The sequence below is a fragment of the Kitasatospora sp. MBT66 genome, from assembly GCF_000710405.2.
In the GTDB taxonomy this organism is placed as follows: Bacteria; Actinomycetota; Actinomycetes; order Streptomycetales; family Streptomycetaceae; genus Kitasatospora; species Kitasatospora purpeofusca.
Map to the genome: position 1 here is coordinate 1,266,877 of NZ_JAIY01000006.1, position 280 is coordinate 1,267,156.

A 280-nucleotide genomic window follows, 5' to 3' on the forward strand; every position below is an offset into this window, starting at 1 on the left:
CCATCAGCCGGGCCATCAGCCCGGAGGACGGACCGGGGGTGCCGGTCCGGGTCAGCAGGTGCTTGACCGCGCGGCCCTCGTCGGCCTCGGCGAGGCACTGCGGACAGGTCGCCAGATGGGCCTGGACGCGCTCGCGCGAGTCGTGGCCGAGTTCGCCGTCGACGAAGGCGGACAGCCGCTCCCCGAGGTGGTGCTCCTCCGCCGGGTCGACCGACCGGACGGCGACGGCGCGCAGGGCCGGCTCGGCCGGCAGCGCGGGACCGTCGGCCGCTCCCGGCCC

General features: G+C 77.9%; 1 protein-coding gene. It reads right to left on the reverse strand.

Annotation, left to right across the window (positions count from 1 at the left end):
- A partial coding sequence (locus BI06_RS18080) for an anti-sigma factor (RefSeq protein ID WP_199523315.1) occupies positions 1 to 235 on the reverse strand: 235 nt, incomplete at its 3' end.
- Positions 236 to 280 lie beyond the last annotated feature (45 nt).